At 63.3% G+C, this 24,442-nt stretch carries 28 protein-coding genes and 1 pseudogene; 23 read left to right on the plus strand and 6 right to left on the minus strand.

Annotated features, from left to right (window positions below):
• Positions 1 to 222: 222 nt before the first annotated feature.
• The 4 genes from RHBS_RS07880 to RHBS_RS07895 all read left to right on the plus strand — a co-directional run bounded on the left by RHBS_RS07880 (position 223) and on the right by RHBS_RS07895 (position 4,948).
• Positions 223 to 1,272: an SDR family oxidoreductase gene (locus tag RHBS_RS07880; RefSeq protein WP_128645285.1), complete on the plus strand. Its 1,050-nt coding sequence runs from the start codon at positions 223 to 225 to the stop codon at positions 1,270 to 1,272.
• A gap of 81 nt (positions 1,273 to 1,353) precedes the next feature.
• Positions 1,354 to 2,145, plus strand: coding sequence for an acyl-CoA thioesterase II (locus tag RHBS_RS07885; protein WP_121873036.1), 792 nt, complete (start codon positions 1,354 to 1,356; stop codon positions 2,143 to 2,145).
• Positions 2,146 to 2,174: 29 nt separating this feature from the next.
• Complete coding sequence (locus RHBS_RS07890; RefSeq protein ID WP_128645286.1) at positions 2,175 to 3,227, plus strand: alpha/beta hydrolase; 1,053 nt, start codon at positions 2,175 to 2,177, stop codon at positions 3,225 to 3,227.
• Positions 3,228 to 3,322: 95 nt separating this feature from the next.
• Complete coding sequence (locus tag RHBS_RS07895; protein WP_121873038.1) at positions 3,323 to 4,948, plus strand: long-chain fatty acid--CoA ligase; 1,626 nt, start codon at positions 3,323 to 3,325, stop codon at positions 4,946 to 4,948.
• Between the two features lie 36 nt (positions 4,949 to 4,984).
• Here the strand turns inward: RHBS_RS07895 and RHBS_RS07900 are convergent, their stop codons facing one another.
• Entirely contained in the window at positions 4,985 to 5,662 is a 678-nt protein-coding gene (locus RHBS_RS07900; protein ID WP_128645287.1) for a hypothetical protein, read from the minus strand.
• A gap of 85 nt (positions 5,663 to 5,747) precedes the next feature.
• On the opposite strand from RHBS_RS07900, the gene RHBS_RS07905 reads away from it, so the two are divergent.
• Entirely contained in the window at positions 5,748 to 6,101 is a 354-nt protein-coding gene (locus tag RHBS_RS07905) for a hypothetical protein (RefSeq protein WP_121873040.1), read from the plus strand.
• 24 nt (positions 6,102 to 6,125) lie between these two features.
• Entirely contained in the window at positions 6,126 to 6,710 is a 585-nt protein-coding gene (locus RHBS_RS07910; RefSeq protein WP_237669087.1) for an AAA family ATPase, read from the plus strand.
• 70 nt (positions 6,711 to 6,780) lie between these two features.
• Here the strand turns inward: RHBS_RS07910 and RHBS_RS07915 are convergent, their stop codons facing one another.
• Complete coding sequence (locus RHBS_RS07915) at positions 6,781 to 7,395, minus strand: TetR/AcrR family transcriptional regulator (protein ID WP_128645288.1); 615 nt, start codon at positions 7,393 to 7,395, stop codon at positions 6,781 to 6,783.
• A 170-nt stretch (positions 7,396 to 7,565) separates the two neighbouring features.
• Between RHBS_RS07915 and RHBS_RS07920 the strand changes: the two are divergent.
• The 15 genes and pseudogenes from RHBS_RS07920 to RHBS_RS07980 all read left to right on the plus strand — a co-directional run.
• A pseudogene (locus RHBS_RS07920) lies at positions 7,566 to 8,291 on the plus strand (iron-containing alcohol dehydrogenase); the annotation flags it as partial.
• Between the two features lie 101 nt (positions 8,292 to 8,392).
• Positions 8,393 to 8,800 (plus strand): hypothetical protein, encoded by a 408-nt coding sequence (locus RHBS_RS32125; protein WP_374700554.1) that lies wholly within the window; start codon positions 8,393 to 8,395, stop codon positions 8,798 to 8,800.
• Entirely contained in the window at positions 8,797 to 9,834 is a 1,038-nt protein-coding gene (locus RHBS_RS07925) for a 3-oxoacyl-ACP synthase III family protein (protein ID WP_128645289.1), read from the plus strand. The genes RHBS_RS32125 and RHBS_RS07925 overlap by 4 nt, the downstream gene beginning before the upstream one ends.
• A 4-nt stretch (positions 9,835 to 9,838) precedes the next feature.
• Positions 9,839 to 10,399 (plus strand): MFS transporter, encoded by a 561-nt coding sequence (locus RHBS_RS30335; RefSeq protein ID WP_237669088.1) that lies wholly within the window; start codon positions 9,839 to 9,841, stop codon positions 10,397 to 10,399.
• Between the two features lie 62 nt (positions 10,400 to 10,461).
• Positions 10,462 to 11,028 (plus strand): MFS transporter, encoded by a 567-nt coding sequence (locus tag RHBS_RS30340; protein WP_237669089.1) that lies wholly within the window; start codon positions 10,462 to 10,464, stop codon positions 11,026 to 11,028.
• A complete protein-coding gene (locus tag RHBS_RS07935) occupies positions 11,025 to 12,020 on the plus strand; it encodes a zinc-binding dehydrogenase (protein WP_128645290.1) in 996 nt (331 codons plus the stop codon). Before RHBS_RS30340 ends, RHBS_RS07935 begins: the two co-directional genes overlap by 4 nt.
• Complete coding sequence (locus RHBS_RS07940) at positions 12,013 to 12,831, plus strand: SDR family NAD(P)-dependent oxidoreductase (RefSeq protein WP_128645291.1); 819 nt, start codon at positions 12,013 to 12,015, stop codon at positions 12,829 to 12,831. The genes RHBS_RS07935 and RHBS_RS07940 overlap by 8 nt, the downstream gene beginning before the upstream one ends.
• On the plus strand, positions 12,828 to 13,727 hold the full coding sequence (locus RHBS_RS07945) for an NADP-dependent oxidoreductase (protein ID WP_128645292.1): 900 nt from the start codon (positions 12,828 to 12,830) through the stop codon (positions 13,725 to 13,727). Before RHBS_RS07940 ends, RHBS_RS07945 begins: the two co-directional genes overlap by 4 nt.
• Positions 13,724 to 14,521, plus strand: a complete 798-nt coding sequence (locus RHBS_RS07950; protein WP_128645293.1) for a VOC family protein — start codon at positions 13,724 to 13,726, stop codon at positions 14,519 to 14,521. Before RHBS_RS07945 ends, RHBS_RS07950 begins: the two co-directional genes overlap by 4 nt.
• A complete protein-coding gene (locus tag RHBS_RS07955) occupies positions 14,518 to 15,405 on the plus strand; it encodes a TIGR03619 family F420-dependent LLM class oxidoreductase (protein WP_128645294.1) in 888 nt (295 codons plus the stop codon). Before RHBS_RS07950 ends, RHBS_RS07955 begins: the two co-directional genes overlap by 4 nt.
• Positions 15,402 to 16,070 (plus strand): HAD-IA family hydrolase, encoded by a 669-nt coding sequence (locus tag RHBS_RS07960; protein WP_121873050.1) that lies wholly within the window; start codon positions 15,402 to 15,404, stop codon positions 16,068 to 16,070. The genes RHBS_RS07955 and RHBS_RS07960 overlap by 4 nt, the downstream gene beginning before the upstream one ends.
• On the plus strand, positions 16,067 to 17,026 hold the full coding sequence (locus RHBS_RS07965; protein ID WP_121873051.1) for an ROK family protein: 960 nt from the start codon (positions 16,067 to 16,069) through the stop codon (positions 17,024 to 17,026). The genes RHBS_RS07960 and RHBS_RS07965 overlap by 4 nt, the downstream gene beginning before the upstream one ends.
• 10 nt (positions 17,027 to 17,036) lie before the next feature.
• Complete coding sequence (locus RHBS_RS07970) at positions 17,037 to 18,140, plus strand: alcohol dehydrogenase catalytic domain-containing protein (RefSeq protein WP_121873052.1); 1,104 nt, start codon at positions 17,037 to 17,039, stop codon at positions 18,138 to 18,140.
• A gap of 260 nt (positions 18,141 to 18,400) precedes the next feature.
• Complete coding sequence (locus RHBS_RS07975) at positions 18,401 to 18,661, plus strand: helix-turn-helix domain-containing protein (RefSeq protein WP_121873053.1); 261 nt, start codon at positions 18,401 to 18,403, stop codon at positions 18,659 to 18,661.
• Positions 18,658 to 19,881, plus strand: a complete 1,224-nt coding sequence (locus RHBS_RS07980) for a type II toxin-antitoxin system HipA family toxin (RefSeq protein WP_121873054.1) — start codon at positions 18,658 to 18,660, stop codon at positions 19,879 to 19,881. Before RHBS_RS07975 ends, RHBS_RS07980 begins: the two co-directional genes overlap by 4 nt.
• An 89-nt stretch (positions 19,882 to 19,970) precedes the next feature.
• Here RHBS_RS07980 and RHBS_RS28840 read toward each other — a convergent pair whose 3' ends face one another.
• Both RHBS_RS28840 and RHBS_RS07990 read right to left on the minus strand, forming a co-directional pair.
• Complete coding sequence (locus RHBS_RS28840) at positions 19,971 to 20,426, minus strand: hypothetical protein (RefSeq protein WP_187298416.1); 456 nt, start codon at positions 20,424 to 20,426, stop codon at positions 19,971 to 19,973.
• A gap of 194 nt (positions 20,427 to 20,620) precedes the next feature.
• Entirely contained in the window at positions 20,621 to 21,265 is a 645-nt protein-coding gene (locus RHBS_RS07990; RefSeq protein WP_128645295.1) for a hypothetical protein, read from the minus strand.
• A gap of 446 nt (positions 21,266 to 21,711) precedes the next feature.
• Between RHBS_RS07990 and RHBS_RS28845 the strand changes: the two genes are divergently transcribed.
• On the plus strand, positions 21,712 to 21,873 hold the full coding sequence (locus RHBS_RS28845; protein WP_183130485.1) for a hypothetical protein: 162 nt from the start codon (positions 21,712 to 21,714) through the stop codon (positions 21,871 to 21,873).
• 483 nt (positions 21,874 to 22,356) lie between these two features.
• Here RHBS_RS28845 and RHBS_RS07995 read toward each other — a convergent pair whose 3' ends face one another.
• On the minus strand, positions 22,357 to 22,962 hold the full coding sequence (locus tag RHBS_RS07995) for a serine/threonine protein kinase (RefSeq protein WP_121873057.1): 606 nt from the start codon (positions 22,960 to 22,962) through the stop codon (positions 22,357 to 22,359).
• Positions 22,963 to 23,041: 79 nt separating this feature from the next.
• Entirely contained in the window at positions 23,042 to 23,503 is a 462-nt protein-coding gene (locus RHBS_RS08000; RefSeq protein ID WP_145977489.1) for a hypothetical protein, read from the minus strand.
• A gap of 270 nt (positions 23,504 to 23,773) precedes the next feature.
• Between RHBS_RS08000 and RHBS_RS08005 the strand changes: the two genes are divergently transcribed.
• On the plus strand, positions 23,774 to 24,442 hold a 669-nt coding region (locus tag RHBS_RS08005; protein WP_128645297.1), incomplete at its 3' end, for an RDD family protein.

Genomic DNA, 24,442 nt, shown 5'->3' on the forward strand with positions numbered 1-24,442 from the left:
ACGTCCTCGGCGGGCTCGAGCTGGGGCGGAAAATCGCTGGGATCCTTGAGCCACCGCATGATCGCCAAGCGCGCGGGATTGCTCAGCGCACCGAACACCGCTGCGAGCTCTGCGGGGTCCAGTTCGTCAGCCACCCCCGAAGCCTACTCCCATATCGCAATATCCCGATATGTGGTCTACTGATGGAATCGCAATATCGCGATATCCAGATAGGAGTAGGTCATGTCACGCGTAGCAGTAGTAGTGGGAGCCAACGGAGTGATCGGCGGCAACTTGGTCGATCACCTGCAGCGAACAGGCGACTGGGACATCGTCGGGCTCTCACGCCGCGGCGGTACCGACGACGGACGCGTCCGGTACATCGCGGTGGATCTGCTCGACGCAGACGAGACTCACCGCCAACTGGCGGAGCTGACCGAAGTCACACACATCTTCTACGCCGCCTACCAGGAGAGACCGAGCTGGGCCGAACTCGTCGCCCCCAATCTCGCGATGCTCGTCAACGTGGTCACGGCCATCGAGGACAGTTCACCGGACCTCGAGCACGTGAGCCTGATGCAGGGATACAAGGTGTACGGTGCACACCTTGGACCCTTCAAAACCCCGGCGCGAGAATCCGATCCGCCCCACATGCCGCCCGAGTTCAACGTCGATCAGCAGCAGTTTCTCGAGGCGCGGCAACTCGGTAAGCGATGGACGTGGTCGGCCATCCGGCCGTCGGTGGTGTGCGGTGTCGCGCTGGGGAACCCGATGAACCTGGCCACCGTCATCGCTGTGTACGCCACGATGTGCGCAAAACTGGGCGTCCCCATGCGATTTCCGGGCAAGCCCGGTGCCTTCGGCGCGCTGCTGGAGATGACGGATGCGTCGTTGCTCGCGGAGGCGACGGTATGGGCGGCCACCACGCCGAGCTGCGCCAACCAGGCGTTCAACATCACCAACGGCGATCTGTTTCGCTGGAGCGAGATGTGGCCGCGCATTGCGGGTCTCTTCGACCTCGACACCGCAACCCCGCTACCGATGTCGCTGGCCGATGTCATGGCAGACAAGGAAACGCTGTGGGATTCGATCGTCGCCGAGAACGGGTTGCAGAAAGTTCCGTACTCCGACGTATCATCCTGGGCCTTCGGAGATTTCGTCTTCTCGTGGGACTACGACGTCATAGCGGACGGTTCCAAGGCCCGTCGAATGGGATTTCAGCGATTCGTCGACACCGAGGCAATGTTCGCCGGGATCTTCGCCGAACTGCGGCACCAGCGAATCATCCCCTGAGGGGAGCCGCCCGGTGTGACGCCGGAGTTGGCCGGATAGTTTGAATCGGCACGAACGCCGATCGAGACCTACGGGAGAACAATGCATCCGTTCGACACAGCAGTTGCCCTCGAGACCGTCGGGGCCGGCACCTTCGCCGGGCACACATCCGCGCCGTACAACAACATGGTCGGCCCGTTCGGTGGCATCACTGCCGCGACGTTCATTCGAGCAATCGAGCGTCATCCGGAATGCCTCGGATCGCCGATCTCGCTGACGGTCAACTTCGCAGGTCCGGTCGCCGAGGGCGAATTCGAGATCTCGGCGCGCGCCGTACGAACCAACCGAAGCAATCAGCACTGGTACCTCGAGCTGATCCAGGGCGGTGCCGTAGCCACTACGGCCACAGCGGTGTTCGGAACGAGACGCGAGACGTGGGACAACACCGAGGCTCTGGCACCGGCCGTCCCCTCCCCCGCCGACACGCCCCGAGGCACCTTTCCCGACGCGATCGCCTGGGCGCAGAACTACGAGATGCGCTTCGTTGCAGGCGCTCTGAACGATCAGGAATCACCGGACTCGACCGAGACTCTCTGGATCCGCGACACTCCGCCTCGTCCGTTGGACTTCGCGGCGCTGACGTCGCTCAGCGATGTGTTCTACCCCAGAATCTTTCAGCGCCTCGGTCGCTACGTGCCGGCCGGCACCATCTCGCTGACGACCCACTTCTTCGCGACACCGGAGGATCTCGAGAGCCACTCCGATGGGTACGTCCTCGGCACCGCACGCGCGCGCCGGTTCCATCAGGGCTATTTCGATCAGACGGCCGAACTGTGGACCGAAGGTGGGACGTTGCTGGCCACGAGCCACCAGGTGGTCTACTACAAGGGCTGAAGCCACGCTCGTAGGACTAGCGTGAACCCATGACGCACCCCTCGACGCACCTCGACATCGTCGCCGCTCCCGGCGTGTTCGCCGATCTAGCGACGGCGCAGGAGCTGGTCGCCAGGGCGCTGTCGGCCCGAGGACTGACCGGCGGAATCGTCGACACTGCAGCCGGTTCCGACGAGGTGATCGTCGTTCCCGGGGGTGGCGTCCCCATCGACATGGCGTCGTACAGCAGTGTCGTTCGAGTCGATCTCGGGCAGTGCGAGCCAGACAGGTCCGACGGCATTCGCACACACATCCGGGGCCGCGGAATCGACGGCCTCCGATTCGCGATCGACAGTGTGTTCTTCCACCGCTTCCACCCCGGGACGATCCTGTCGTACGGAGATCACCTCGAGCAACGCGTCGAGCAGCGGTTACCCGAGGGCGACGGCCCGTTTCCCGTTGCGGTGTTGATCCATGGTGGCTATTGGCGTTCGCGATGGGAATTCGATCTGATGGACGCGATGGCCGTCGATCTGACCGCGCGCGGCTACGCCACGTGGAACGTCGAATATCGTCGCCCCGACGAACACGGCTGGGATGCGACGACCGACGACGTCGCCGCCGCGCTGGCAGCGCTCGAGACCGCAACCGGCGATCTGGACCTGAACCGAATCGTCCTGATGGGCCACTCGGCCGGCGGTCAGCTTGCGATGCGACTGGCGGCCGACTCGGCCGGGAAGACCGTGAGTCCTGCTCTCGCAGTGAGTCTGGCCGGTGTCCTCGATCTTCGGGTCGGTGACGAGCGGTGGCTCGGTGACGGTGCAGTGTCGACTGCGCTCGGTGCGCGCTTCGCCGATGCCCAGCAGACGTACGAGGCATCGTCTCCGAACTCGAGGCTTCCGCTCGGCGTTCCGCAGTTGGTGGTGTGCGCGATGTCGGACGATCCCACCCTGCTCGAGATCAGTCGGGCGTACTACGCCGCCGCGTCGGCGGGCTCGGATTCGGTCGTCTCGGTCGAAGGACCCGGGGGCCACTTCGCGGTCATCGATCCCGCGTCGGAGATCTATCAGGACATGGTTCGCGAGGTCGACGCCCGGATGTGAGGTACCCGGGACCACCCGTCGGGGGAAGTCCGTAAGGTGCAAGGTGTGACGCGCAGCACAACGACGTGCGTGCCGAGACTTCAGGAGCGAGATCGATGAAGAGCACCATGCAGGACACCCCACTGTCCATCGGCCAGCTGGTTCGATTCGGGACGTCCATCCACTCCTCGGCCGAGATCACCACCTGGACGGACACCGGTCCGACCACCGTGACGTTCGGGGAATTGGGCAGGCGGGCAGCGCAACTGGCGCACGGTCTGCGGTCGATCGGCATCGACGACGATCAGCGCGTCGGAACGTTCATGTGGAACAACGCCCCGCACATGGAGGCCTACATGGCGATTCCTGCGATGGGCGCAGTGCTGCATACGCTGAACATTCGACTCTTCCCCGAGCAGCTCACCTACATCGTCAACCATGCCGAGGATCAGGTAATCATCGCGGACGCGAGCCTGCTGCCACTGTTGACGCCGTTGCTGCCCACGTTCGAGACCGTGCGTCACCTGATTGTCGTCGGGGTCGACCCGGCGCAGGTCAATGCCCCCGAGAGCATCGAGGTGCTGAGCTACGAGGATCTGCTCGCAGGCAAGTCCGAGGAGTTCGACTGGCCCGAGCTCGACGAACGATCAGCTGCCGCAATGTGTTACACCTCCGGTACCACAGGCGACCCCAAGGGAGTGGTGTACTCGCATCGGTCGATCTACCTGCACTCGATGCAAGCGTGCATGACCGACGCGATGGCGATTGCGCAGTCCGACAAGGTATTGGCCATCGTGCCGATGTTCCATGCGATGTCGTGGGGTCTGCCGTACGCGGCGCTGATGGTCGGTGCGTCGCTGATCATGCCCGACAGGTTCCTCCAGCCGGCTCCGTTGGCGGAGATGATGTCGACGCTGCGCCCGACGGCTGCTGCGGCGGTTCCGACGATCTGGCAGGCACTGCTGGAGCACCTGGAGGATCACCCGGCGGACCTGTCGAGTCTGCGTGACGTGGTGGTCGGCGGCAGCGCGTGCCCGCCGAGCCTGATGCGGGCGTTCCACGAGAAGTACGGGGTGCACATCTCGCAGGCGTGGGGCATGACCGAGACCTCCCCACTGGGTACCTCCGGCAAGCCCGACGCCGGGCTGTCGCCGGAGGACGAGTTCGACTTGCGTTGCACGCAGGGCAGATTCGTCGCCGGGGTGCGAGCACGACTCGTCGACGATGCAGGCACGGTGTTGCCGTGGGACGGCACGACGGTCGGCGAACTCGAGGTGCGTGGCCCGTGGATCACCGGCAGCTACTACCGCGCGGACGCAGACGACAAATTCGACGACGGCTGGCTGCGCACCGGCGATGTGGGCACTATCTCCGAGGGCGGCTACCTTCGGTTGACCGATCGCTCCAAGGACATCATCAAGTCCGGTGGCGAATGGATCTCGTCGGTGGAACTCGAGAATCAGGTGATGGGACATCCCGCCGTACGCGAGGCCGCGGTCATCGGCGTGCCCGACACCAAGTGGGACGAGCGCCCCTTGGTGGCCGTCGTCGTCCGCGAGGGCGCTTCGGTTACAGCCGAAGAGCTCAAGGAGTTCCTCGACAGCCGCGTGGCTCACTGGCAGCTGCCGGAACGCTGGACGTTCATCGACGAGGTCCCGAAGACCAGCGTCGGCAAGTACGACAAGAAGCGACTGCGGAGTTCACACGCCGACGGTGCGTTGGAGGTCATCGAGCTGGTGTAGGAGAACACTTCTCCGCGCGTCGACGTCCGCTGATTCTCAGCGCAGCACCCTCACACCGCACGCCGACGCGAAATCTGCGACCAATGCCTCGATTCGAGGCTTGGTTCGTTGAATTTCGCGAAACGCAAACCACCCCCACGCGAGGTAAGCCACCGTGGCTACGCAGACCAGGCTGGCTGAGATGATTGAGGCAAGTAACGACCGAGGAGCCAGCAGTGCCACGCCCACACCCACGAGAACGGCCAGCCCTCCGGCGAAGGCTGCGACAAACTGGGCCGGATTGGACTGCCGATAGTTCCACAGCACACGTACCCGGTAAAACGCGAACAGTCCGTCGTACCGTGACCTGGCCGCCTCGTCGGGCAAACCCATCGCCTCCAGTTTCTCTGCGAAGACGAATTGCCGTTCCTCACGCTCGTAAGCCCGAGCTAGCGTCCTCGAGCGGCCGCTGAGGTTTTCTTGCCGCATTCGCGACAGAAAATTTACGATGAGCGGCACGCACACCGCAACCACAGCTGATACTGCAGACAGAGTCACCATTTTGTCCCCCAACTCATTCGGCCGATTGATTCGAGGGTGACCGTAGACCGCACCACCGACACCACGACAGATGTCACCGGCTGCGCGGCTGTCTATAGCGTTCTTGCGACCGTCTGTTTCAAGGGCGGCTCGACCATGATCGGCCAGCCAGCGCTTGCATTCGATCGCGCTCACCGGATACCGCGTCCTGTCGAGACTCGGCACACTTCTGTGGCAGATTGCTACACTAGCGGTACTGCTGCGGCGATAGGACATCATCATGGGCACCACCTCGTCTCTACGTATCGACGACGACCTCTACGATGCTGCAAAACTGGCCGGATCTACCGCAAGCCGAAGTGCCGCGCAACAGATTGCACATTGGGCGCTGATAGGCCGAGAGATGGAGCTTTCACATCGCGTCTCGGCACGCGATATTGCCGATGTTCTTGCAGGTAAGGCGCGCTATGACGACCTGACGCCGCACAGGCAGGCCGTCGTGCGCGCGGAGTGGACCGAACAGATCGAATCGGCGACGGAATCGCTCGACTTCGAGAGTGAGTTCACTGCAGAAGGTCGCTCGTACGTCGAGTCCGACGAGCACGGCAACGTCGAGTGGACCGAACATCGATAGATCGCGCTCCCGAGACAGCCAATCGTGACAACACCGATCTCGGACCCGGTACTTCACCTGCTTGCTGGACCCAATGGTGCAGGCAAGAGCACGTTCAACGCGCGCGTACTGTCACCCGTCACGCATCTTCCATTCATCAATGCCGACGAGATCGCGCATGATCGATGGCCCGGCGACGAGTCTGCGCACGCCTACGAGGCGTCACGAGTTGCTGCCGACCTGCGCGCGGAATTCCTCTCGGCAAGATCATCATTCGTCACCGAGACCGTCTTTTCACACGAGTCCAAAGTCGAACTGGTCCAGTTTGCCGTAAGCGCAGGCTACTTGGTGACGCTGCACGTCATCGCAATTCCTGTCGAAACGGCTGTGGCCCGAGTACGAAACCGCGTCGATCAAGGCGGTCATTCGGTTCCAGAGGCGAAAATTCGCGAACGGTACGACCGGTTGTGGCCTCTCCTTCGATCCGCGATCGAGATGGTGGATCGCGCTCAGGTGTATGACAATTCATCGGCGCGGCAGCCGTTCCGCACGATTGCCCGGTTCGATCGCGGCAACCTCGTAGGGCAGGCCGAATGGCCCACTTGGATGCCGCCGGCCCTGCGTTCGTAGCCGCCCTGTCCCGTTGATCGACATGCTGTATGTCTCACTTGAATGGGATGGATCAGGAGACGCGGGTGTATCAGCCTACGATCGAGTGCACCGGCCCCAACGACGCGAGGGTCATCTCTGCCACGTGTTCGAGTTGACTCCGAGTTGCGCCGTCCCGGGCACGCTGGGACATGCCCTGAATGATCACGCCGATGAATTCCGCGACATCGACCGGGTCCCATGACGGAGGCAGGATGCCGTCGGCGACGTTCTCGGTAATGCGTTCCGCCAACAGGGACACGTTGGCATTGCGCATGTCGCGCAATCGATCTGCGATGCCTCGGTTGGCGTCGGTGACGCCGACGGCCGAGCTGATGATCAGACAGCCGCCCGGGCACGACTCGTCGGTGTAATGCGACGCCGCGTCGTACAGCAGCCTCGAGATCAGCTTGGCCGCGTCGGGCTCCTCGGCGAATGCCCGGTCCATGAAGTCGCCTCGAGTGGCGAGATATCGCTCGATCGTGGCGAAGAACAGCCCTTCCTTGCCGCCGAATGCGCTGTAGAGACTCGGCGGGTTGATGCCCATCGCGCTGGTGAGCATCGAGACCGAGGTGCCCTCGTATCCGTGCTCCCAGAAGGCGAACATCGCCTGATCCAGCGCTGAGTCGACATCGAACTTCCGCCCCTGTCCTCGTACGCCGGCCATAGGCCCTCCTGGTCTCGAATCTCGTCCTGCTCCGGAAACTGTGATCTAGTCTACTCCTGTAGCGATCGATAAACGAATCCCTTACGCTTCTGCAAGAACTTCGGTTCGGCACAGCACGGAAGAGAGCGAATACAGCCCGAGAGTGCATATCACCGTCCAGGGGGATCGAAATGCGTAGTGCCGCTTCATTCAAACTCGGACTCAGTCACAGTGCAGACACCGACTCGGCATGGAAGGTCGAGGCCGTCAAGCAAGTCGAGTACCACGTCATCGCAGCAAGGAACCTGTTCATCCCGGAGAACACCCAGCTGCTGGACGGCTGCAGCGCAGCACCGTTGACCAGGGGAGACAGACGCCTCGTCGTCATCGACTCCAATGTCGACCGCATCCACGGCGATCGCATCAGGGGATACTTCGAGCACCATGGAGTGGCCGCGTCGTTCGTGTCGATGCGCGCCGACGAGACGGTGAAGGAATGGAGCTCGGTCATCCGCGTCGTCGACGCGATGAACGGGTTCGGTATCGACCGACGTCGCGAGCCGGTCATCGCCATCGGCGGCGGCGTACTGCTCGACGTCGTCGGATTCGCCGCGAGCGTCTACCGGCGCGGCACCCCGTACATCAGAATTCCCACCACCCTCATCGGACTCGTCGACGCCGGAGTGGGCGTCAAGACGGGCGTCAACTACGGCATGGGCAAGAACCGCCTGGGAACGTACGCCCCCGCCATCGCCACCTACGTGGACCGCGCATTCCTGCGCACCCTCGACGACCGGCACCTGTCCAACGGCCTCGCCGAGATTCTGAAGATGGCGCTGATCAAGTCGATCGATCTTTTCGAGCTGCTCGAAACCTACGGTCAACGCCTGATCGACGACAACTTTCAAGGCACGTCCGCCGAACTCGACACTGCTGCAACTCAAGTCATCGCCGAATCGATCCACCTCATGCTCGAGGAGCTCCAGCCAATCTGTGGGAGTCCTGCCTGGAGCGGTGTGTGGACTACGGCCACACATTCTCGCCGACACTCGAGATGGAGGCTCTGCCCGCTCTGCTGCACGGCGAGGCCGTCAGCATCGACATGGCGCTCACCTCCGCACTCGGATTCCTGCGCGGAAGCCTCAGCAGTGATGACCTGGACCGAATTCTGACGGTGATGAAACGACTCGGCCTTCCCGTCTGGAACGACGTATTGTCCACAGCGGGCGTGCTCGACGCCGCACTCGCAGACACCGTCCGCCATCGAGACGGACGTCAGCGGCTGCCGCTCCCCGTCGGCATCGGCGGACACCATTTCGCCAACGATGTGACCAACGAGGAGATCGCGTCTGCGCTGTCTCTGCTAGCGCGCAAGAACACCGGGCTGCCCAACGGCGAAGTCTCGGTGACGAAGGTCGCGTCATGAAGTGGGACAGCCTGTACATCGAGGGCTTCGGATCCTATCTGCCCGAGAGCCGAGTGCAAGCCGCCGACATGGTGGCGGCGGGGCGATTCGAGTCGGTCGAGCACCAGAAGACCGGGCAGACGTCGGTCGCGGTCTCCAATCCCGACCTCGGCGAAACCGCGCCGGACATGGCCGTCCTCGCGGGCCGAGCTGCCCTGCAGGACAGCGGGATCAACACTGACGAGATCGATCTGCTCGTTCACGCCGTCGTTCTGCACAACGGTCTCGAGGCCTGGAACTGCGGTGCCTACATCCAGAACGAACTCGGCATCGACGACTGCCTGCCCATCGAGATCCGCACCGCATGCGCCGGAGCGATCGTGGGCATGGAGATGATCGGTCGCTGGTTCGACGGACGCGGCAAGGGTTTGGTGACTGCATCCGACGCCTGGCGTATGCCGCTGTTCGACCGGTGGAAGTCCGATAGCGGTCTCGTCTACGGAGACGGTGCGGCCGCCGCCGTCGTCGGCCCCGATCCCGGCCCGTTGCGCATCCTGTCGACCTCCGTGGTGAGCGATGCACACCTCGAACAGATGCACCGCGGCCACGACAGCCTGGACATGCCGGTCTACGACACCGACGGACCCATCGACCTGCGAGCACGCGTCGCCGGCTTCGCCGAAACACACACCATCGACGAGTTCTGGTCACGCAACGCGGCAGCGTTGTCCCGTTGCGCCGAAACCGCACTGGGCGACTCGGCGACCCACCACGGCGAGATCAGCAGATGGATCGTCCCGAACTTCGGCAACGTTCTACTGCGCAAGCAGTGTTTCGAGCCCCTGAAGATCAAGCCCGATCAGACGCTGGTCGAACTCGGGCGCACGATCGGCCACACCGGTGCTGCCGACCCACTGCTCGGCCTCGATCTGCTCCGACGCGCGGAAACCCTGCAGCCGGGTGACCGAATCATGCTCACCGGCATCGGCGTCGGGTTCACCTGGGGATGCGCAGTAGTCGAATACACCGGCCACGACAACACCACGAAGGGATAGACCAATGGTCACCGAGACACGCCACGAAGCGCCCGCGGTCAACGCGAACGCCGCCATCATCTGGATGCTGCTCGCAGTGTTCGGGGTGGGAACCGTCGAATATCTCGTCGCCGGAGTTCTGCAAGACATCTCCTCCGACGTCGGCGTGGGCAATTCGACTGCAGGCCTGTTGATTACGATCTACGCCGTCACGGTCGTCATCGGCGGTCCGCTGCTCACCATCGCCACCACCCGTGTTCCTCGCACACCGCTCATCGTCGCCTTGATGGCCTTGTTCATCATCGGCAACATCGGCACCGCACTGGCCCCGAACTTCGCGACGCTGGTGATCTTTCGCGTCATCACCGCACTCCCCCACGCCACGTTCTTCGCGCTGTGCCTGGTCTTGGCAACCTCGTTGGTGGAACCGGAATTTCAAGGCCGCGTCATCGCACGCGTGACGCTCGGCCTCAACCTCGCGACCGTCCTCGGCGTTCCGCTGGGGACGCTGATCGGCTCGCAGCTCGGCTGGCGCTGGTCGTTCGCCATCGTCGCACTCTTCCAACTGTTCGTCACCGCCGCCTGATCGCCTCGACCCGACGCGCCGCACCGTCACACCACACCGGCAGTGTCACCTCGGAACTGAGCGTGTTCACCCGAGGTCCGGTGCTGTGGGCAATCGGCCTCACCGCGCTGAGCCAGGCCGCACTGTTCGTGGTGTTCACCTACATCGCCCCGTACCTCACCGATCACGCCGGCGTCTCGGCATCCACCGTCACCATCGTGCTGTTCGTCTTCGGTGTCGGCTCGGTCGTCGGCAACCAGCTCGGCGGGTACTTCGCAGACAAGGCCCTGGACAAGACGCTGTACACAGCGTTGACTGCACTCGCAGGTGCGCTCGTCGTTCTGTTCCTCTTCGGCGGCACAGCGTGGTTCGCCTTCGCGTGGATGTTCGTTCTCGGTGCCGCGGGCTTCTCGATCATTCCGCCACTGGCCTCCAAATTGATCGGTGCGGCCAGTGAAGCACCGCACCTCGCGGCCACCGTCAACATCGCCGGGTTCCAACTCGCCAATGCCGCGGGTGCCTGGATCGGCTCCATCGCCCTGTCGGGAGGCAGCAGCGTCTCGATATTGCCTGCCATCGGTGCAGTTCTCGCCGTCGGCGCGGTGTTGCTGCTCTTCGTCAGTCGTCGTGCGGCCAGGGTGGCCGGATGAGAGCGGCCGTGATCGACGCTCCGCATTCGGTATCGATCGTCGAGCTCGACGACCCGGTATGCGGCCCGGACGACGTCGTGGTCGCCGTCTCGTACGTCGGGTTGTGCGGCACGGATCTGGAACTGCTGCACGGCACATCCTCGTACCTGACCGATGGGAAGACGTCCTTCCCGCATCACTTCGGACACGAGTGGGTAGGCGTGGTCGACCGGACGGGCAGTGGCGTCCGCGATCTCGAGACCGGTGACGCCGTTACCGGCAGCACCATGCTTTTCTGTCAGTCCTGCACGGCCTGCGGATCGGGTAAACGGAACCAGTGTTCGGATCTTCGCGAGGTCGGACTGTACGAACACGGGGGTGCTGCAGCACAATTCCTCGTCATGCCGCGGCGCGCCGTCGTCTCGCTGGGACGCGTGACAGCAGAACCCGAACATGTCCTCATCGAACCGCTGGTGACCGTACTCGAGGCTGTCGACGCGGCGTCGGTGTCCCCGGGCGATCGGGTCCTCGTAGTCGGCGCGGGAACCATCGGAAGTCTCGCGGTGGCCATGCTGTCTCGCTATCCCGTCACCGTCGACATTCTCGAAACACGATGCATCGAGCACCTCGGCGCAAGCGCAGTGGCTCACAGCTTCACCGAGGCCGACGCCCTGACCGGTCCCTACGACATCGTCGTGGAAGCTTCGGGCGGCGTCGGCGCACTGAACACGGCAATCGGGGTACTGCGTCCCGGTGGAAAGTGCATTCTGGTCGGCGTAGCCGCGCACTCGGAGGCCATCGACCCAGGAGCGGTTGCGCTGGCGGGTATCTCGATCATCGGGATACGTCACGGTGTCGATCACTATCGCCGTGCTGCGGCGCTCTTCCCGCTGATTCGTCCCGCACTGGCGGCGCTCATCGACAGCGTGGTCCCGTTGTCCGACGCCAAAGCGGCATTCGATCGTCTCGAAAGCCACAGGACACGACCGAAAGTGGTGATCGCAGTTGAGTAGGCCCGGCTACACCGTCGTCACCGGGGCCAGCAGCGGAATCGGACGCGCGATCGCCCTGGCACTCGCACGCGAAGGGCACAATCTGATCCTCGGGTACGGCAACGGCACCGACCGAATCCGCCTACTGGTCAAAGACATTCGAGCCTCGTATCCCGTCGTTGCGACTGGGCTCCAGCTCGATCTGCGTGACGCGCGTGCCACGGTCGCCGCGGTCGAGGGCGCGGTAAGCGAGCTCGGTGAGATCCGGTGCCTCGTCAACAACGCCGGCGTCAACGACCGATCCTCGGCCGACACGCTCGATGTCCAAAGGATCGAGGATGTCCTGGCGATCAACACCGTCACTCCGCTGGCATTGGCATCGGCAGTCGGTCGCCGCATGATCACCGACGGCACCCCGGGCTCGATCGTCAACATCACCTCCGTTCACGATTCGGTGCCCATCACCGGCGGCGCGATCTACTGCGCCAGCAAGGCAGCGTTGGCGGCGTCGGGCAGAGTGCTCGCACTCGAGTTCGCGCGGCACGGTGTCCGCGTCAATTCGGTGGCTCCCGGGGAAACAGCAACCGCGATGAACGGCGTTGCCGACGAATCCTCGTTCGCGAAAATCGCACGGCCGGCCATTCCGATGGGAAGGCCCGCCGGGGTGCACGAAGTTGCCGCGGCCGCAGTCTTTCTCGCCGGGCCCGAATCGAGTTATCTCACCGGTACCACCATCACCGTCGACGGCGGCCTCGTGCTGACCGCCGCAGAAGAAAATGCACGGTACTCGGGCGAGCTGGTGCCCGCGGCCGGAAGAGAGGAGATCGCATGAGAGCCGTTGTCATCACCGCCAAGGGTGAACCCGAGGTACTGACTGTCGCCGAGGTCGACGAACCTGCTGCCGGGCCGGGCGACATCGTCGTCTCGGTTGCTGCAGCAGCCGTCAATCCGGTCGACCTCAAGACTCGTTCGGGATACCTGGACATCGAATTGACGTACCCCGCAATCCTCGGTTGGGACGTGTCGGGCACCGTCGTCGCCGTCGGAGAGTCGGTGACCCGATTTGCGCCGGGCGACAACGTGATCGGGATGGTTGCGCAGCCCGCACACCGATTCGGTACCTACTCCGAGCGCGTGGTCGCCGACGAATCCCTGTTCGCGCACGCGCCCACCGGCGTCGGCCTCGCGCACGCGGCCGCGATCCCGCTCGCATCTCTCACCGCGGTTCAACAGCTCGACAAGATCACCCTCGCAGCAGAATCGACGGTCTTGGTGACCGGAGCGGCGGGCGCAGTGGGACGCATCGCGTCGGCGATTCTGCTCAGCCGCGGACACCGAGTGGACGCCCTCGCGCGAGAGTCCGATACCGGGGATCTACTCGCGCTCGGCGCACGGCGAGTGTTCGCCAAACCTGTCGACCTGCAGGCCGGTGAGTACGACGCCGTCGTCGACACCGCAGGCGTTGTCGACACAATCGACTCGGTGCGCGACGGCGGTGCGTACGTCTCGATCGAGGACGGCGACCAACCACAACCTCAACGTGGGATCACACCGGGGAAAAGCTATGTGAACGAGGACGGACCGGGACTCGAAGAGATTGCCGGACTCGTCTCGGCGGGCACGCTCACCGTGCCGGTTGCCCGCGAATTCGGATTCGACGAGGCCGCGCAGGCGCATGCGCTCCTTGCCGCAGGTGGAACACGAGGAAAGGTACTGCTGATCCCATGACCACGACCGAGAAGACCGAAACATCTCTCACCACAATCGGTATCACCGTGCCCGACGCCCACCAGGCAGCTGACTTCTTTGCATCTCTCCTCGGCGTGACCGCCACCGAAGGTGCCTCGGTGCCGGTCTCGGGCAGCACAACCGTCGAGTTCACGTCCTCGGCTCTCGCGGATCAGAGCCCGCCGCGAATAGTCGATGTGGGGACCAATCATCTGTGCTTCACCGTCGGCGACATCGATGCTGCAGCGAGTTACCTCGATGAGCGGCAGGATGTGTCGTTGCTCGGCGAGGTGATCACCGTCCCCGAAGGTCCGATTGCGGGCAACAGGTGGATCTACTTCCGATCGCCGTGGGGCACATTGTTCGAGCTGCAGCAGTGGCCCGAGAGGCCGGGCTACTTCGGTAGCACCGACGCCCGGCTGCATCATCGACGCGAGGACATTCCGTCGGCGCTGCTCCCCACCTGCCGAGGGCTCGACCACGCCGGGTACAGCGTGGCAGATCTCGACGCCACCGTTGCCCGGCTGGTGGCATCACACTCCGCAACCGAGGTGCTCCGTACCGAGATCGAAGCGGATCGCGGTTTCATGCGTGCGCAATTCGATCTCGATGTGGAGGGTACGTCCCGGATGGCGATGGTGTCGGTCGGCGAGCTGAACGTCGAACTGTTCGAGCACAATATCGGCCGCAAGCACGGTGCCCGGCCGCTGACGGCCAACGGCGGCAACTTTCTCACCCTGCCCACCGCCGATCGGAACACCGGTGCAGTTCGACTGTTTCCCGGTGCGCTGTGAAGTACGGAATCAATCTCCCGAACTTCGGACCGCAGATCGACCCGGACGGGCTGCTCGGGTGGGCACGCACGGCCGAATCCGCCGGATTCGACAATATTCTGCTCTCGGATCACGTGGTGCTGACCGACGACGCGCATCGCCGCTCTCCCGCGCCGTTCTACGAATGCTTGACGACATTGTCGTGGCTTGCGGGTCAGACCGATTCGGTTCGCCTCGGTAGCGGAGTGCTGATCGGAAGCCACCGCCATCCGGCGTATCTCGCGCATGCCACCGCAACGATCGACCGGCTCAGCGCCGGACGACTCATCGTCGGAGTCGGTGTGGGTTGGACTGCGCAGGCGTTCGACGTTCTGGGCGTTCCGTTCCACCGCCGGGGCAGGTTGACCGACGCCGCGCTCGACACCCTGGCCGCCGCGTGGGCGTCGGAGACCTACGAATACCCCGGTGCCAGTGGCACATCCCGCCGTATCCACGGTGGGCCGATGCCGGTGCAGTCACCACATCCGCCGCTGTGGATCGGTGGTAACGGTCCCGCTGCGATCGACCGGACCAATACCCGCGGCACCGGTTGGCATCCGCTGCACCCATCCCGACAACTGTGCATCGCAGGATCGCGCGCCCTGGACGAGGGCAAGGAGTTCGTCCCGAGAATCTACTTTCTCCCCACCGACACTCCGGTGCAGTCGCCCAATCGTCCGCTCGGCTACGGGACCGTCGAACAGATCCGCCACGACATCGAATTCCTCAGCGATTTGGGTGCCGGCACCGTGGTTCTCGATACCGATCCGGGCGACCAACGACTACGCCGATCCACCGCACACGATCTCGAACTCGTCCGCTATGCCGGTGACGCCTTGGGGATGCGAGCGGAGGCAACGGTATGAGTCTGCAGCCCGATTCGATTCGTCGGTCCATCACCGCAGCCGCATTCCTGTTCGACATGGATGGGACGCTGGTCGATTCGCACGCATCGATCGAGGCGGTGTGGTTCGAGTTCGCCGAGCGCCACGGAGTCGACAAGGCCGTAATGGCCAAGGCGCTGCCGGGCCGACTGGCCGCCGACATCATTCTGCGTGTACTCGGACCCACCGCCGACCTACGCGCCGCACTCCGATGGATTCGAGAACGCGAACACCAGAGCCTGGTACCGGTTCGGCCCATCGCCGGCGCAGAGGAGTTTCTCGCCTCGGTGCCTGCGGACCGATGGGCGGTGGTGACGTCGGCGTCGCGTTCGATGATGGTGCGACGCCTCACCGCGGCCGGGCTCCCGACGCCGCGAGTCGCCGTGTGCGCCGAGGACGTCGCCGTCGGCAAGCCCGACCCCGAGGGATTTCTTCTTGCCGCAGAGCAATTGGGGGTCTCGATCGCGTCGTGCATCGTCTTCGAGGACGCCGACGCCGGGATTGCCGCAGCTCATGCCGCCGGCGCGCGGTGCATTGCCATCGGCAACGAGTCCGGTCCGCAGGTTGCCCGTGTGAACGACTTCGAGGGGTTGCGGGTCGGGATGCGAGACCGTGTACTGACGATCGACGTGGATTCGGAGCGATGAGCACAACCGTCTCGGTCGATCTCGGCGGGACGTGGCTGCGCATTCGACGCGGTGACGGTATCGAGCGGTTGCCGTCGCCCAGTGCAATCAGACAGCCCGGCACGTCGGCCGATGACCTCCTTCGACAATTGGTGGACACGCTCGATCTTCATGTGCCACAGGGTGCTGCGGCCAACATTTCCTGTGGCGCTGCACTCGACGAGCAGAACGGTGTTGCCCTCGGTTCGGGGCCTCTGTGGGGTGGAGCGCCGACCGGCGAAATTCCACTGTTGCACATCCTGTCGTCCCGTCGCCCCGACGTGCGATGGAGGCTCGTCAACGACGTGACGGCCGGGTTGGCGTCGTTCGCGCTCGGGTTCGCTCGACCCACCGATCGTCACGTCGCCTACCTCACGATCAGCAGCGGCATCGCCTCTCGCACTGCGCTTCTCACCGAGCGAACTATTCCGGTCGACCACCGAGGCCTACAGGGTGAGGTCGGTCATCTCCGAGCATCGACTTCGGCCCCCGAGGCAGTGCGGACCTTGCCCTGCGCATGCGGAGGAATCGGGCACGTCTCGTCCATCTCGTCCGGACCCGCAGTTCAGGCAGTGGCAGATGTTCTCGATATTCGCTACGACGTCGATACCTTTGCCTCTTCGCTGGCGGCCGGAGATCGCGATTCGTCCAGGCTGCTGCGGACAGTGGTAGAACCGATCGCCGAACTGATCAGGACCATGATTACCCTCGACCCGCGCTTGGACCGCATCGGAATAGGCGGCGGTGTAGCCGAGGGACTGTGGGAATTCTACGAACGCGAGCTCACCGGGCAGCTCGCGGAGACGCGCTCGTATGCCGACTCCCTCACTCCGGAGCGCGTCGCCGACATCATCCATCTCTGCCGCCCCGGCGACATCGACACCCTGGCCGGAGCCGACGCCATCGCCGACGGCTTTCTCCGCGTCACCAAGCTGTGAAAGAGGAGCTATGACAACACACTCGACGCATCGTGCCATCGTTCGGCACGGCAGTCACTCGGCCGTCGAAGAGCGCCCGACGCCGTCACCGGGACCCGGCGAACTGCTGATTGCTCCGGAATCGGTCTCGCTGTGCGGCACGGACATTCAGATCGTGCGCGGCGATCGCGACGATCCGTCCCCGATCGTCGGTCACGAGGGAGCGGCTCGTGTCGTGGAAGTAGGTGCCGGGGTAACGGAATTCGCCGTCGGTGATCGTGTTGTCGTCAATCCGACGCACCCGCACGACTCGTCGTTCCTGCTCGGCCACAACGTGGAGGGGTTGTTCCAGCAGCGGGTCATCATCGGTGCGTCCGCCGTCAGCGGCGGATTGGTGTCGCTGCTTCCGCCCGGTTTGTCCAGTGCCCGGGCGACTCTCGTCGAACCGTACGCGGTCGTCCGCTACGCACTCTCGTGCCTTGCGAGGGAGACACCGCAGACGCTCCTGATCTTCGGTGACGGAATGATCGGTAATCTCGCCGCCACTCTCGCGCCGTCCGTCCTGTTCCCCACTGTGGACGTCGCGATGGTGCATCGCACCGAACTGGGTGCGAAGTGGACCGCGAACTATCTGCCATCGGTGAAGAACTTCTCCATCGACGACGACTGGGAGCGGGACCTGACCGGATCGGTCGCGGTTCTGGTGGCCACGCACCGCGCCGGGACGGTGGCGTCCATCGATGCGGCGCTGCGTCGGCTCGGAGATCGAGTCGTCGCGGTACATCCCATCGGCGGGGTGCCGGCAAAGGCGACCTCAGATCTGCTCCCCGGTGTGGACATCGCCGGTGTCCGACAGGCCAACACCGGCGGCCCGACGCCGCCCGCAGTCACGACATTCACCCGCGGCGCTCAGCGCGTGGCACTGACGGGCAATCGGGGCGTGACCAACAGTCAACTCACCGCAGCAGCAACGGCATTGGCCAAAGCCGAAAACTCGATCGACAGACTCCTCACACATCGACGCGGAATCGACGAGGGAACCGCGCTGATGAACACCATCTGCGAGCAACGAACGCGAGTCATCGACGGGGAACTCGTGGTCCGATTGGTCGTGGACCTCAACAGCCACGACTGACCGCTGCTCGCTCCGGACTGTTCGTCGAGCTCTACGCCGCAACGCACAGCCGGTGTGTGCTGGCCGGATGCCGTAGCGCGTCCCTCGCTCACCCGATCACCCGATGCTTACGCGTGAGAACGCATGCATAACTGCGGGAAGCGTGGCTGCATGCTCATTCGACTCTTTTATGCCTATGTTGACAGGCATAGGGGCTGTTCACCCGATAGTTCACGATGTATGCTCCGATATGCATGCCTGCGCAAGCACAAGGAGCGATCATGGCCGAACCACGACGACGAGCTCGGAAGCACTCCGGCGAACTGGCCGGAGCCTTCGTCGCGCGTCGGCATCAGTTGCGCATGACTCAAGCCGAGTTGGCGCTGCTCGCCGGCGTGGGCCGCTCGACAGTCCAGGCGCTCGAGGGCGGAAGAGACACGGTGCAGCTCGACGGCGCGGTTGCTGTCGCGGAAGCGTTGGGCTGTGAGATCACATTGCTCACGCGCGCCGGATCGCCTGTGCCGCCGCTGGATCCGACATGATCCCAGTAGCCGAGCTGCGGGATGTCGATGCAGCCGATGTCTACAAGGGCGATCTTCTCGCGGGCTCACTGACGCGTGTGGGGAACGACGTCGTGTTTCGGTACCGCAGCGATTACCTCAACAGAGCTTCTGCGCCGGATCTCGCGTGGTCGATTCCGAAGTCGTCACCCGAGACGCGGGCATCGGGCGGTAGCGTCCCTGCCTTTTTCGCGGGCCTGCTGCCGGAAGGCGTTCGTCTCACCGGAGTGGTAACAGCTACCAAGACGTCCGAGGACGATCACTTCACACTGCTACTGGCGGTCGGATCGGACACCATCGGGGACGTTCGTGTACTTCCAAGCGGTCAAGAGATGTCGTTGGTGGGCAATGTATTCGATTCGAGGCACCGTGTTCCAGATCTTCGTCGCCTCTTCGATTCCCTGTCCACGGGTGAGTCGGTGAGCCGCGATTCGTCCGCTCTGCCGGGCGTTCAGGGCAAAGTGTCCGCGCAGATGTACTCGACTCCGGTGTCGACTACGGCCGGGCCCGCCATTTTGAAACTCGCCCCGCCGGCACGACTGCCGCGATTGGTCCAGAACGAGAGCTTCTTCATGAATCTGGCACGTAGATGCGGGCTTTCGGTGCCGGAACACCGCATGATCGAAGACGACAAGGGAATCAGCGGTCTACTGGTGGCGCGATTCGACCGGATCGGTGAACAACGGCTACCGCAAGAGGATGCGTGCCAAGTATCCGGGCTATATCCCGCGTCCAAGTACCGAATGAAGACCGAAGCGGTGATCACGCTGCTCGCCGACAATGTCGAGCGCGGCGGCGGTTCCGCGCGCCAGGCCACCGCCGAACTTCTTCGCTTGACGGCCTATTCGTATGCGATCGGAAACGGCGATCTGCACGGCAAGAACTATTCGATCCACAAGAACACTCGGGAAATCTGGTCGATCACACCCGCCTACGACCTTCTGTGCACGCAGCCCTACGCGTCGTGGAGCGATCCGATGGCATTGAACTTCTACGGGCGCGCCAACCGTTGGACACGAGCGCATTTCGTCGAGTCTGCAAGTCGCCTGGGAATGCCCGAGCGAGCGACTCTGAGAATCCTTGATGACGTGTGCGCTGGCGTTCGAGACGGAATCGATGAAGTCGATGTGATCGGATTCGATGACAAGCAAACTCGTCAGTTGAAGCAGCTACTCGATCAGCGCTGCACCGAGCTGTCCTGACCTCGGCTTGTGGTTGAGATTCGGTGTAAGGCAGGATGGTGGGTAGCAAACGTCACGCCGAGAGCAACCACAGCTAGTTTCCGAAGTTTCTAATCCGATTTGGACGGGTCCGGAACCCAGGTCAGGCCGGTGAACCGGCTTTCTTTCCGCAGCTCCCGTCGCTCTGCGATCACTGATCGCGCCGCCTCGATGACCGGAGCGATTACGCCGAAACTGACACCTGCTACGACCGCCAGACTGAAGGTCGCTGCCCAGAACAGCTCCACACCATTCCTCCACCCGGTGAGCCACTCATAGAACGACATGCCGATCCAGGCCGAGAATGCACAGGTGAAGGCGAACTGAAACGCCACAGCCCCGGTCCGCAGCACAGACCGATGATTTCTCAGATCGTGAATCGCGAAGAACAAAGCCGGCCACATGAGCCATGCTGCAAAATATCCCGTGTACGGAGCCGATTCATTCCAGATGTCCATGGCAGTTATATACAACGTCAGTCCGACAAGTTCGTGTGTAAGAAGCGGCGTCCAATCACTGAGCGGCACCCGGACCCTGCACCGACACGTCCCGAAGTGGGGAATTCCGTGACGGATAACCCCTCGAGCCTGAGGAACTACGTGACCGCTGACAGCGAAGCGCAGTCGACACCCAACTTTCGTCACCGGATTTGTCCAGCGGATGCGAATTCGGCCGCGTCAGCGGCTGACCGTACTGCGGGCCAATTCTGCCGGGTCAGTAGTCACACGCACGTTCCATAAGGCAGTGACGATGTGTTGCTGCCCAACATCTCTGCAACTGCATCGAGAATGGCGGTTCCGTCGTCGAACGATCCCGAATCAGGTTCAGCAGCGATTGCCACAGCCGTAAATCCGTCGGCGACGCCGAAGATGCCCAACTGACGGACCAGATAGCTTCCATCTTCTCCGGGTCCCCATCCACCTTTGAAAGCCGCGCCGGGGATACGTCCGAGTCCCCACGACTGGTCCGAGGAAATCTGTTGCATCAAATCCACGATCGCAGCTCCGAAGTCCAGACATTGCAGCTTCGAGGTGAACTGCGCCTGGTGGGCAAGCGACCATTCTGTCTGCCCGAATGATGTGTAACCAGAACGAATTCGTTCCTCCTGCACGCCGGTGGAAGGGTCACCACCATCGAGCAGTACTTGTTCGACGGCGGCCGCCGCGGCCGGCGCGTCACCCAGGCTCGTCCAGAGATCCTCCGCTGCTGCATTGTCCGAATAGACAATCGCCGATGTTGCAGAAGACAACTCGGCCGATCCACTCGCACGCATTGCGGCCACTGCGAGGGGGACCTTGATTGTCGACCAGGCAACCCCTGACGACCAATCGCCTAGAACCTGAACCTGACCACCACCGACCGGCATGTATGCCAGCCCGAGTCGACCGGGATAAGTCGTTGCGACAGTGGCGAACTCATCACGTATTACTTGCGCTCCGCTGGCAGGTAGCGGTAGGTCGATACGCGGTTCCGCGGGAACCACGGGTGTAGTCGAATCGACAACGGCCTCGGGTGCAAGTTCCGCGACCGCATGTCCCTCTACCGTGCTCGTTGCAATCGTGCATCCGGAGAGCGAGACCACCACCACTGCGGCCATGACACCGGCCATCCTCGTCGACGACGATCGGTGTCTAGTAGACATACACGACCGCGTTGTCACCACCGGTGCACGTGATCAGACCTCCCACGGGCGAACAGTTCATCGCATACGACCGGCCGGTGACGGGACTGGTCGCGTTGACCGTTCGAGCGACCCCGGCCTGTCCACCGCCCGCATAGGCCACTCGTACTGCTTCCGCGAACGGGCATGAGGTGATCGTCGTCCCCGCTGCTGACGATACGTATTCGCCGACCGGCCCGAACGCCGCTGGGCAAATTTGCGCATTCGACGGCGGCGCAACAGAAGCAGAGGACGTGGACCGGGAGGGCATCGTCGCTCTGGGTGTCACCTCTGCCGAGGCCGAAGGTATCTGATTTGCCGTAGTCGGCGGTCGAGCAGACTCATCGGCGGAGTTGCCTTGGAGTAAGAACCAGCCGCCGACGCCGAGTGCAGCCAGAAGAAATACCACCACGGCGACAATTGCCGCGATCAATCCACCGTTTCGACCACCACCTGGAGCAGGTGGACGAGGAGTGTTCGAGGGCGGACCATACGGCGCGCGAATCGAATTCGGCGAATAGCCGCTATTCGACGGGTTTGGCGGGGGCTGCGGAATGGAGCGTCCAGGCGGAGGCGGAACGTTGGGTGCCGAGGACGGATGGTAGGGATATTGCCCTGGACCCTGGCTGTAAGGCCCGGTTGCGTTCATGAAGCCTCCACACTCTCACGAGATGCGCTTTTCGACGAGAGCACCGGCCGACTATGCCACCGTCGAGGGTGGCCGCGCTATCGATCGAACAACCGACAGTTGCGTCCCCCGAAGAGAAATTCGTGCGTGTCTGTCGTTCAACAGGAGATCAGCAGGAAATGATCGCAGTCGGGTCCGTGGTCAGGTCCAGCCACTTTCCATAGGAACCGACCGGAGCTGCGTCGACAGCCGCACAGATGGACTGCGTCGTCGATCCCGCCGGTCGATAGACCGCATAGATCGGGTTGCCCGCGTCGGACCGTTGACGTAGCGACGGACACGAACTATCGGTGCGTAGATAGGAGGCTCCGGGGTTCGCGGCCAAAGCGGCCGAGATCTCCTGTGTGTACGACGCCGGATCGACGGCCGACTGAATCACCACGATCCCGGTTCCGTCGCACGAGGGCACCGTGATGGGAATGCCGAGTCCGAGGTCACCGCGGCCCGGTAGCGCCGAAACATTCGGGACGGACGCAGATGGGGCGGTCGGCATCTGCTGCACGCTCGGTGCCACCCCCGGGGTTTTTGGCGAAGGTGCCGAGTTGACTCGCACCGTCGGTGTCGCTGTTTCGTCGGCGTCCGACGCCAGCCCATTCGTTTCGTCGCCGAGAAAGCGGAAGACCGCGAATACGAAGCCACCGACCAGGACAATTGCGGCCAAGGCCGCGACGAGAACGAGGGCAACAGTGCGTTTCCGGCTACCTTGCTGATTCACGAGACCAAGAATGCCATCGAGCCGCCCGATAAGCGGGTGAACGCCCATACGTTCACCCGCAGTGTCGGGTGAGCGCTGTCTAGCCCGCCGAACCTGTGGTCGAAGACCCGGTTGGGCCTCCGATGGCCGCGGAGCCGGTATCGACCGCTGCTGGAATGAACGAAGCAGGTCCGATCAGGACGTCCTTGGTCGCGGTGAATGAGGTTCCAGCAGTACGGCTGACGGTCGCCGTGATCTGGTACTTGCCGTCGAAAGGCACCTCTATGGTCGTTCCCGGGTTCGACGTGTTGCATCGCCCGCTGGACTCGTTGACACCGATGATGCCGAAATACCCACGAACAGTGATCGTCGTCTTGCAGCCGATTCCTATGAGCTCCTTACCCTGTGACCACGGCTCGATGTACAGCGCGAACTGGGTTGGCTTGAAGAGATTTCCTTCGTACACGTCGGGGGCGATCTCGTCGTAGCTCCACGTGCTCAGTTCGATGTAGTCGATTGGCGTGTATTCCGCTGATGCGGGCGGCGCTGACACGATCAGCACTGCTGCACTTGCCAGTCCAGCAAACAAGGACCTACGGAACCAAGTCGGTGTCTTCACGCATTCTCCAAAGTAAAGGCCTCATGTAAGGCGCTCGCCAATTCTCGAACCAGATACTTCACTGCAGCTGTGGACTCCGCAGTACCTCAATCGGATGAACCTCGGCCCGATTTGTACTGTCGTTCGTTCGAGCGACTGTGAAAGTGCCGAAAGCTTCGTACGATACGGATTTCATGGCAGTCCGCCGTGTCTGTTCGTTCGAGAGGCCTCGTGGTGACTAGCTCCGAAGTCTGCGTGCGGTGCGGTTCTGGGTTATCCCCCGGCGCACCGTTCTGTGCGGTGTGCGGCGGGGCGGTATCCAACCGAGCGGTTGCCCCGTCAACCCTCGCCAAGGCCGCAACGTCGCCGTTGCAGGTCGCTCCGGTCAGTCCTGGGTCCCGGATACTTCCCGCATCCAGGGGCCTGCGGGTCGTCTCCACGGTGATCGATTGCGGCGCAGTCGCACTCGGACCCTTCGCGTTCACCATGCTCGGTCTCGCACTCTCCAACGGTGCCGTTGCATTGGTGGTCGGATCGATATCCGCTGTGTGCACATGGATTTGGCTCGTCGTATGGAACGGAGTTCGCGGTCTCTCTTTCGGCAAGGCCGCCCTCGGTCTGCGTCTCGCCGATTCTGCCACCACCAGACCTGCAGGTATCGCTGCCGCTGCGGCTCGAAGCCTGGTGTTCTTGGCCATTCCCTGGCTGTGCGCGCTGAGCACGGCCTTCGACTCCTCGGGGCTGCGAAGAGGTTGGCACGACCGTGTCGCACGGACGGCCGTCATCGACGTCGTCAAGGGCCTGAATCCGATGGGACCTCAGGTCGTGACGACCGCCTTCCGCAAACCCGACCGCGGAACGCTCGCCGTGGCTTCTCCGGTACCCGTCGGGCCCACGGCAACG

This window comes from Rhodococcus sp. BS-15 (assembly GCF_000813105.1).
Classification (GTDB): Bacteria; Actinomycetota; Actinomycetes; order Mycobacteriales; family Mycobacteriaceae; genus Rhodococcoides.

Coding starts and splice junctions, on each gene's coding strand:
- RHBS_RS07960 (WP_121873050.1), top strand. CDS start 15,402: ATGAGTCTGCAGCCCGATTCGATTCGTCGGTCCATCACCGCAGCCGCA.
- RHBS_RS30335 (WP_237669088.1), top strand. CDS start 9,839: ATGGTCACCGAGACACGCCACGAAGCGCCCGCGGTCAACGCGAACGCC.
- RHBS_RS07975 (WP_121873053.1), top strand. CDS start 18,401: ATGGCCGAACCACGACGACGAGCTCGGAAGCACTCCGGCGAACTGGCC.
- RHBS_RS07895 (WP_121873038.1), top strand. CDS start 3,323: ATGAAGAGCACCATGCAGGACACCCCACTGTCCATCGGCCAGCTGGTT.
- RHBS_RS07880 (WP_128645285.1), top strand. CDS start 223: ATGTCACGCGTAGCAGTAGTAGTGGGAGCCAACGGAGTGATCGGCGGC.
- RHBS_RS07890 (WP_128645286.1), top strand. CDS start 2,175: ATGACGCACCCCTCGACGCACCTCGACATCGTCGCCGCTCCCGGCGTG.
- RHBS_RS07945 (WP_128645292.1), top strand. CDS start 12,828: ATGAGAGCCGTTGTCATCACCGCCAAGGGTGAACCCGAGGTACTGACT.
- RHBS_RS07915 (WP_128645288.1), bottom strand. CDS start 7,395: ATGGCCGGCGTACGAGGACAGGGGCGGAAGTTCGATGTCGACTCAGCG.
- RHBS_RS07935 (WP_128645290.1), top strand. CDS start 11,025: ATGAGAGCGGCCGTGATCGACGCTCCGCATTCGGTATCGATCGTCGAG.
- RHBS_RS07950 (WP_128645293.1), top strand. CDS start 13,724: ATGACCACGACCGAGAAGACCGAAACATCTCTCACCACAATCGGTATC.
- RHBS_RS07885 (WP_121873036.1), top strand. CDS start 1,354: ATGCATCCGTTCGACACAGCAGTTGCCCTCGAGACCGTCGGGGCCGGC.
- RHBS_RS07925 (WP_128645289.1), top strand. CDS start 8,797: ATGAAGTGGGACAGCCTGTACATCGAGGGCTTCGGATCCTATCTGCCC.
- RHBS_RS07990 (WP_128645295.1), bottom strand. CDS start 21,265: ATGCCGGTCGGTGGTGGTCAGGTTCAGGTTCTAGGCGATTGGTCGTCA.
- RHBS_RS07980 (WP_121873054.1), top strand. CDS start 18,658: ATGATCCCAGTAGCCGAGCTGCGGGATGTCGATGCAGCCGATGTCTAC.
- RHBS_RS07905 (WP_121873040.1), top strand. CDS start 5,748: ATGGGCACCACCTCGTCTCTACGTATCGACGACGACCTCTACGATGCT.
- RHBS_RS07970 (WP_121873052.1), top strand. CDS start 17,037: ATGACAACACACTCGACGCATCGTGCCATCGTTCGGCACGGCAGTCAC.
- RHBS_RS07965 (WP_121873051.1), top strand. CDS start 16,067: ATGAGCACAACCGTCTCGGTCGATCTCGGCGGGACGTGGCTGCGCATT.